Source organism: Ancylomarina longa (genome assembly GCF_003996985.1).
GTDB classification, from domain to species: Bacteria; Bacteroidota; Bacteroidia; order Bacteroidales; family Marinifilaceae; genus Ancylomarina_A; species Ancylomarina_A longa.
This window is the reverse complement of record NZ_RJJX01000016.1, coordinates 70130-78053: the sequence shown is the minus strand read 5'-3', so window position 1 is coordinate 78053 and position 7924 is coordinate 70130. Positions and strand designations below refer to the sequence as shown.

The 7924-nt window shown below is 34.8% G+C and carries 5 protein-coding genes and 1 rRNA gene; 3 read left to right on the top strand and 3 right to left on the bottom strand.

From position 1 onward, the window contains the following. From rrf to DLK05_RS11695, 3 genes are all read left to right on the top strand, one after another. Positions 1-107, top strand: a 5S ribosomal RNA gene (rrf, locus tag DLK05_RS11705); the annotation flags it as partial. A 224-nt stretch (positions 108-331) separates the two neighbouring features. Beyond that, positions 332-2290, top strand: coding sequence for a putative porin (locus DLK05_RS11700; RefSeq protein WP_127344187.1), 1959 nt, complete (start codon positions 332-334; stop codon positions 2288-2290). Positions 2291-2380: 90 nt separating this feature from the next. After that, the gene (locus DLK05_RS11695) at positions 2381-3808 is read left to right on the top strand and encodes an MltF family protein (protein WP_127344186.1); all 1428 of its coding nucleotides are present in this window, start codon (positions 2381-2383) and stop codon (positions 3806-3808) included. Here the strand turns inward: DLK05_RS11695 and DLK05_RS11690 are convergent. The 3 genes from DLK05_RS11690 to gatE all read right to left on the bottom strand — a co-directional run bounded on the left by DLK05_RS11690 (position 3785) and on the right by gatE (position 7910). Beyond that, positions 3785-4444: an NUDIX hydrolase gene (locus DLK05_RS11690; protein ID WP_209319851.1), complete on the bottom strand. Its 660-nt coding sequence runs from the start codon at positions 4442-4444 to the stop codon at positions 3785-3787. The genes DLK05_RS11695 and DLK05_RS11690 overlap by 24 nt on opposite strands. 110 nt (positions 4445-4554) lie before the next feature. Then, complete coding sequence (gene gatD, locus DLK05_RS11685; RefSeq protein WP_127344184.1) at positions 4555-5937, bottom strand: Glu-tRNA(Gln) amidotransferase subunit GatD; 1383 nt, start codon at positions 5935-5937, stop codon at positions 4555-4557. Beyond that, positions 5937-7910, bottom strand: a complete 1974-nt coding sequence (gene gatE, locus DLK05_RS11680) for a Glu-tRNA(Gln) amidotransferase subunit GatE (protein ID WP_127344183.1) — start codon at positions 7908-7910, stop codon at positions 5937-5939. The genes gatD and gatE overlap by 1 nt, the downstream gene beginning before the upstream one ends. Between the last annotated feature and the right edge of the window lie 14 nt (positions 7911-7924).

The following is a 7924-nucleotide window of genomic DNA, read 5'->3' as shown; positions in this document are numbered from 1 at the left end:
GTGTTTATAGCGACGGGGTTCCACCTCTTCCCTTCCCGAACAGAGAAGTTAAGCCCGTTAGCGCCGATGGTACTGCAGAGATGTGGGAGAGTAGGTCGATGCCAACCTTTAAAAGAGTCTTATTCCTTATGGAATGAGACTCTTTTTTATTTACCATCTATATCTATTAGAATATTTTTTTAGAACTATACTTCCTTTTTCCTTAATCAAGGTATTACTTCATTCCACTTTATACCTTTTACCTCTCTATACTTTATATCTTAAATATTTTTAACCTTTATTTCTAATTGATTTATTTCTCTTTTTAGGAGTTTGTATATCTTTGTAGGCTATGAAACAAATTTTCATATTACTAAGTATTATTCTGACTTTTAAAGGTCTGGTTATAGCCCAAGAGATTCCTGGCGGTGCTTTTGCATCTGGAAGAAATCAACTGGATGATTCTAAGCAATTGGATAGTCTAGGATATAGCGAAGTTAAATCTGTAATTAGATCTTGGAAATTAATTGATCTGGGAATAAAAAGAAAAACTGTTTATCTGGATACAGTACTTGGTGATCAGCAGAATTATAACCCTATTTATCAACAAAGTATTTCGAACTCTTATCTTGGTAATTTGGGATCCGCGTATCAGAGTAATGTTTATATGGATCGTCCTGTTGATGATGGCTTTATATTTTTTAATGCATATAGAACGTATTTATCGAAACCCGAAAATATTACCTATTTTAATACTACAACTCCGTACACAAGATTAATTTATGATTTTGGAGGGCCGAAAGGTCGCTCAGAAAACTTATTAAAGGTTCTTCATACTCAAAATATAAAACCAAATTGGAATTTTGGTGTAGAGTATAATCTGATTTCAAGTGATGGTCAGTATCAGCATCAAAAGACCAAATTATATGATTTTACCATTCACTCTAATTATAGGAATAGAAATTATGAGGTTTATTTCGTAATCAATACCAATCATATCAATGTAAATGAGAATGGTGGATTGGTTGGAGACTCTTTACTAACCCAAACAAATGATGCACCAGAGAATATTCAGGTGAATTTAGAGGAGACTAAAAATAGTCTTACAAATTTCAATTTTTTTATGAATCATTCTTATGGTGTTGGGAAAGAACGAGAAATAGTAAATGATCAGGACACTACTTATTCTTATGCACTTAATATGGTGTATAATATGAGCTATGAGAATAATAGTTGGAAATTTGTTGAGAATATTTTAAATGATAATTTCTATTCAAGTAATTTATACGATGATAACTCAAGTTTCGATAAGGTAGAACAGTCAAAAATAAAGAATAGTCTGCAGCTTGTTTTTAATGAGAATGATAACAAGTGGATAAGATTGGGAGCTAGATTTGGAATTTTAAATACTATTAGCAAATATAATTTAAGACGATTTACTAATGAATACTCTTTACAACAAGTAGATGAACCAATACACAGTAATGAGGTCATCGCAAACTTGTATAGTCTAAGTGGAAATTCGTTGAATTGGAAAGCTGAAGGAAGATATGGTTTCGAGGGATACAAACAAAATGACTTTCATTTATCGTATCAGTTAACCAAATGGATTGGAGAAAAAGAGAAGGAGCATGGAGTTTCGGTTAGAGGTGTATTAGATTCTCGCAGGCCAAATTACCTGCTAAATGAATTCTATGGTAATCATCAACAGTGGAATCAAAATTTAGATAAGATAACGGAATTAACTGCTAAAATAGAATATTTCAATAAGGCTCATCACTTTAAAATAGGAGCTCAATTTAATCAAATTCATAATTATACTTACTTTGATCTAAATGCGATACCTCAACAAGCAGGAAAGGGTATTTCAGTTCTTACAGGATATATTGAGAAAAATTTCACCTTGGGACACTTTCATCTAAACCAAAAGATTGTTGGTCAAAATAGTTCGGATGATTATATCTTACCTTTACCCGATTTATCTATATATAGCAATAATTTTTATCAGAACACCTTTTTTGGCGGAGCTTTGGGATTGCAAACCGGATTTGCTGTTCGTTACAATACCTCTTTTTATGCTTCAGATTACATGCCTTCGACCGGACAGTTCTTTTTGCAGCGTGAAAAGCAGCTAGGGGATTATCCGAAAATTGATTTGTACTTCAATTTTAGAATTAAACGTACTCGTTTTTTTGTCATGTATGAGCATGCGAATGCATCTTTTGGTAGCAAAAATTATTTCAACTCTCTTCACTATCCTATTAATCCATCGATGCTTAAAATTGGATTAATCTGGACTTTTTACAACTAAGAATTCTTAAAAGAAACTGAGTTAAAGGGTCAAAATTAACTTGGTTCGTGACCTGTTTTTTTCTAATTTAATAATTAGAAAGGGAAATTTATGTCTAGAATAAAATATATAAAATTATTAATACCATTGATTTTCATGGTGTTTCTTCAAACCTGTAGCCAGCATCGAAAGTTGGTGGATTTACGGATGAAGAAACAACCTGTTGTGGAATTAAAGCACGTGAAAATGCGTGGTAAGCTTCGTGTGATTACGGATTATAATTCTACAAACTACTTTATCTATAAAGGTCGTACCATGGGATATCAATATGATATGCTGCAAGCCTTAGCTAAGCATTTAGATGTGAAATTGGAATTGAAAGTTAATCATGATTTAGCATCGTCCTTTAAGGAATTAGAGAACGGCAAAGTGGACTTATTAGGTATGAATCTGGCGGTAACTCCGGATAGATTGGAGAAGTTTAATTTTACTGTTCCACACAGCAAATCACGGCAGGTAATTGTTCAGCGTGAACAAAGTCTGGATTCCTCTAATTATTTAAGTAATAAACGGGATTTAAGAGGAAGAACTATATATGTGTCAAAAGGATCCTCTTTTGAGCAAAGATTACTGAATCTTTCTAAAGAGATGAACCTTGAGATTGATGTGAAATCTTTAGATCATATTGAGGCGGAGGAGTTGATTTCAGAAGTAGCAACGGGTGAAATTGATTATACTATTGCAGATGAAAATGTTGCTTTGGTCAATCAAAACTATTATCCTAATCTTGATATTAATACACGAATAAGTTTTACTCAAAATTTAGCTTGGGCTCTTCGTAAAGGTGCTGATAATTTAACTCGTGATATAAATATGTGGTTAATAGATTTCCAGAAATCGAAGGAATATAAAAGAATTTATCGGAGATATTTTAAGAGTAATAGAATAGAGGAGCGTTTACAAAGCAAATATTTTACTTTAAAAAGTGGTAAAATATCGGAGTATGACAAATTGTTAAAAGAGAAATCACAAATAATTGGTTGGGATTGGCGACTTTTAGCTGCTTTGGTTTATCAGGAATCACATTTTAATCCCAAAGCTCGCTCTTGGGTGGGAGCCTATGGTTTAATGCAATTGATGCCTGAAACGGCTTACAGATACGATGTAGATACCTTATCCTCGCCTAATGAAAATGTGGAAGCAGGTGTTAGATATTTAAAATACTTGGAAGGTAAGCTGGATGGAACATTGTCGGATAAAACGGATGAATTGAAATTTTTACTTGCTGCTTATAATGTTGGTTTGGGACATATTCTAGATGCCAGGAGATTGGCAGAGAAAAATGGACAGAATCCTGATAAGTGGACAGGAAGTGTTGACTATTATCTCTTGAATAAATCAAAACCTGAGTTTTTTAACGATCCAGTTGTTAAGTATGGATATTGCAGAGGTAGGGAACCATATCAGTATGTGAGAAAAATATTGGATAGATATCAGCACTATCAGAATATTGTTCTATTGAATCAGATTGGCTCTTAAGAATAGGTCTCTAAGTTCTTCGAGAATCATTGCTGTGGCTCCCCAAATCTTGTGTCCATTTGCCTTAAAATAAGGAGCATGAATGGTTATGTTGTTTTTCACAAAACTAAATTCAGCCTTATTTTTCGGCGAGAAAAGTTCTTTTACGGGCATTTCAATTATTTCTTCAACTTCAAATGCATTCTGTTTAAATACAGGTAAATCTTCACAGTATCCCAGTACTGGTAGAACCATAAAATTGCTCACAGGAATGTAAAGTTCTGTTAGATACCCCAGAATTTTTATTTTCTTACAATCAATACCTAATTCTTCGTTCGTTTCTCTAATTGCTGTTGCTATTCTATTGGAATCGGTTTCTTCGTATTTACCACCTGGTAAACTAATTTGTCCACTATGATTCGTGTTCCCGCTGGTTCGTTTGATAACAGGAATATACAATTGCCCGTTTTTAGGATAGAATAAAAGAAGTACACTACTATCGCGAGCTAGTTTCGGATCTGAAATTTTTAGGGCATATTCTCTTAAGGAGGGAGACATTTTTTTTTGTGCTTCAAATCCAGGAAGTCCCTTGTTTAATTCCTCCCCTAAAGCTTTCTTAAACTGTTCTAAATTAAATATAGTTTCCAAAATATTCATGAGTTGCTTTTTCATTTCTTACTCAAAAATAGAAATAAAGTTGCCAGAGATTAGTAAAAAATGAATAAACTTTTCTTCAAAAAAATTCTGGAAATTATATGGAACTTACTTTATTTTCTGAAGTTTTTCACGAATTGTTCTACTTCCGGAACACCTCCCTGATATACCAAGTAACCATTGTATGGCTCTCGTTTTGTGATTTCATCATTAATTGATGTTTGCATGATTTCAATTACTTTCTGCCTATCATTGGTTTGTCCTAATGTCCAACCTAATTTAATATAGGCTGCTTCTGGTAACATATTATCGAGAGGAACAACCCCTAACGCCATTAAATCACGACCGGTGTCGTAAACGAACATATTTACATATCCCCAAAGGGTTTGAACGGTCATAAAAATGTGTACTCCTTTTTCAATTGCTTTTTTAAGTGCCGGATATACTGGTTTGTTTACATGGCCAAGACCAGTACCTGCTATAATAATTCCTTTGTATCCGCAGGCTACTAAAGCATCAATAATATCTGGTTGCATATTAGGATAATAGTAAAGGATGCTTACTTTTTCTTCAAAGTAGGGTAGGATTTTTACATTTCTGTCTTTTCTACGATGGTTATAGACCTTTTTGATTGGTTTCACTCCCTTTTGAGTAACAGTAGCGATTGGAGTATCTCCCAAAGTTCTAAAAGTGGAACGATAACTGGAATGCATTTTCCGAACCCGGGTTCCCCGATGTAAAAAGCCATATTCATCAGAAGTGGGACCAAACATGCAAACCATTACTTCTGCAATATCCCCGTGACCTGCTGCTACAGCTGAATGCATTAAATTTAAAGCAGCATCGGAGGAGGGACGATCAGAAGAACGTTGTGAGCCAACTAAAACAATAGGCACTGGTGGATTTTGAACCATGTAAGTAAGTGCTGCTGCTGTGTGATGTAATGTATCCGTTCCATGAGCTATAATAATACCATCAATTCCATTCTCTATTTCTTTGCCAATAGCGATTGCAAGTGCGATATATTGTTTTGGTCCCATGTTTTCACTAAAAACAGCAAATACTTTTTCTGTGCTCAGATTACAAATATCTGCTAATTCTGGCACCGAACCATATAATTCTCCCGGAGAGAAGGCTGGAATTACAGCTCCTGTTCTATAATCCAAACGGGAAGCTATAGTTCCGCCAGTACCAAATAATTTCACCTGCGGTTGTCCTTCGGTATAGGGGAATTCTTTTTCCGGAACCTTATAGTTCGCTTTTTTATAACCAGTTTCCTTCATATCGGAAATGGTACCTACGTTAATACCAATATTATATCCCGTTTCTATCTTTAATACAATGTGTTGATCATCATCATTCTCCGATCTTGGTAAGATGGTTCCATTAAAAGTTCCTCTTGTTGTTTTAATATTTGCTTTTCCCCAAACTCTAACATTATATTTTTTAAGCGTTTCCAATGCTTTTCCCTTATAACCTTGAAATAGATCTTTCATTATAATACACGTTTATCAACATTTTTTCTTAAATCACTTAACTCGATATTGCCAATTGCCTGATGATGTAACTGTCCCATGATCCAATTAGCCGCATCCTTAGGATCATCTGTTTTTCTAATTTCCCGGAACTTCTCAATCAGGAAATCAATTGGAGCAATTAATTCAGTCATACTTCTTTTTTTAAATTTCAGACTGGTAAGCATAGAAGCAAAATCCATACTTGGATGTTGATATAGAATCGGTAATAAGTAGGGGGCAATATTCGGATGTAATTCCTGTTCGTGTATAAAATGGAAAAGGGCAATTAATTTTCGGTAATTGAATTCCGATCTCACTTTATATTGTCCAACAATGTGCTTATAGGTATGTCCAAAAATTGTTGATATTCGTTTTGGATTATATTGAAATCGTTCAATAATTTCTTGAATGACAGGAAATAGATTTTTACTCAAAATAAAGGTGTGAGAATCTATGGGAGTTTCCCATTCTTTTAATAAGCTTATTCGTTTATAAGTTTCTTCGGGCAAATTAGCTTGAAGCGTATTGATATATTCATCCGATAAAGGGATTGGGGCAGAATCGGTATCCGGATACATTCTATCTGCACCAGGTAATACTCTTTCAAAAATAGTAGTTCCATTCGCTAAAGATTTTCGGGTTTCATTCGGAACACCATCAAATATCATTTTAAATCGTTCTTCTATAATCTCAATTGCCGTTTGAATGTCGTTGACTGCACCCCAAATAATGAATTGAGCATCTGTTTCGCTAGCTTTGAATTTACTGCGAATTTTATCAAAATCATTTTTAGAAACGATATTTTCGAACTGTTCGGAATGAAGGAGATTTGGCAATTCAATACAAGCGATTACTTTTAAGCGCTGCGATATTTCATCGGCAAACATTTGTCCGGGCTGGGTAAAATGAGATAAGATTCCTTTACAACCTGGTAAGTTTATGGCAACGATTTGATGTTCTTTTTTTCTACAATCCAAAAGTGGTTGATAGCTGAAATGATATTCTAGCAAATCTAATTGCTGAAATTGCATTTTCCACTCTTCTTTTTGGAAACGCTCCTTCAGTAACTGTCGAATATGCAATAAAGCCCATTGCCGGAATACCTCGTTGTGCGATAATTCAGGTATCCATTTATTGTGAGCAACCCCCTTTATTTCCACTCTGGAACCTCCCTTGCAGCTTACATTCACGTCCTCGCGACCGGCACCCATTCCAGTTCGAACCAAACCTGTACTTCTGTTTAAATAACGAATATATTCTGCTGCTTCCTTTAATTCATTGGGAGTCATAAGCTCCGGAGCAGTAACCGTCTCTATCAATGGCATTCCTAATCGATCTGTTTTATACCATCGGTTGTGTGCTATATCAGCAATCTCACGACAAGAGTCTTCTTCAATACTTAGTTGTATTAAATTTACCTTTTTATTACTTAACTGAATGTGGCCGTTTACCCCTAAGATAGCTGTGCGCTGAAAACCTGTTGGAATACTGCCATCTAAATATTGTTTTCGGGTGATATGAACTTCACCAACAATATTAAGATTACACAGTAAGGATATTTTTAGTGCATGGCCAAGAGCTTCTGGATTAATTTTAAAAGGTGGAGTGTCATCTACTTCATAGGTACAAGCGGTTTCGTTATTGATGTGATATATAATATTCTTTCGGGTTTTAAATTCCATTAATGCAGTCCCATCATAGCCGCCAAGTTCGCTCATGGCAGGGCGCATATGGCGAATTACTTCAGCATTGTATGCTTCATTCCGATGAAAAACACCACTAGGGCAATGACAAAAAAGTTTTTCTTTGGTATCCAATTGTTGATGTACTTCCAGTCCAGACATAAAGCCAATTCGGCGGTAATCCTCGGGAGCTGTTTGTTGGCGCTCCATATATCCAACTTGCTTTTTAGTTTGCTGATAATTTTTTTGTGGGTCGAATTTACTACTCATTTGGGTTCATTTTT

Coding starts and splice junctions, on each gene's coding strand:
- DLK05_RS11700 (WP_127344187.1), top strand. CDS start 332: ATGAAACAAATTTTCATATTACTAAGTATTATTCTGACTTTTAAAGGT.
- DLK05_RS11695 (WP_127344186.1), top strand. CDS start 2,381: ATGTCTAGAATAAAATATATAAAATTATTAATACCATTGATTTTCATG.
- DLK05_RS11690 (WP_209319851.1), bottom strand. CDS start 4,444: ATGAATATTTTGGAAACTATATTTAATTTAGAACAGTTTAAGAAAGCT.
- gatD (WP_127344184.1), bottom strand. CDS start 5,937: ATGAAAGATCTATTTCAAGGTTATAAGGGAAAAGCATTGGAAACGCTT.
- gatE (WP_127344183.1), bottom strand. CDS start 7,910: ATGAGTAGTAAATTCGACCCACAAAAAAATTATCAGCAAACTAAAAAG.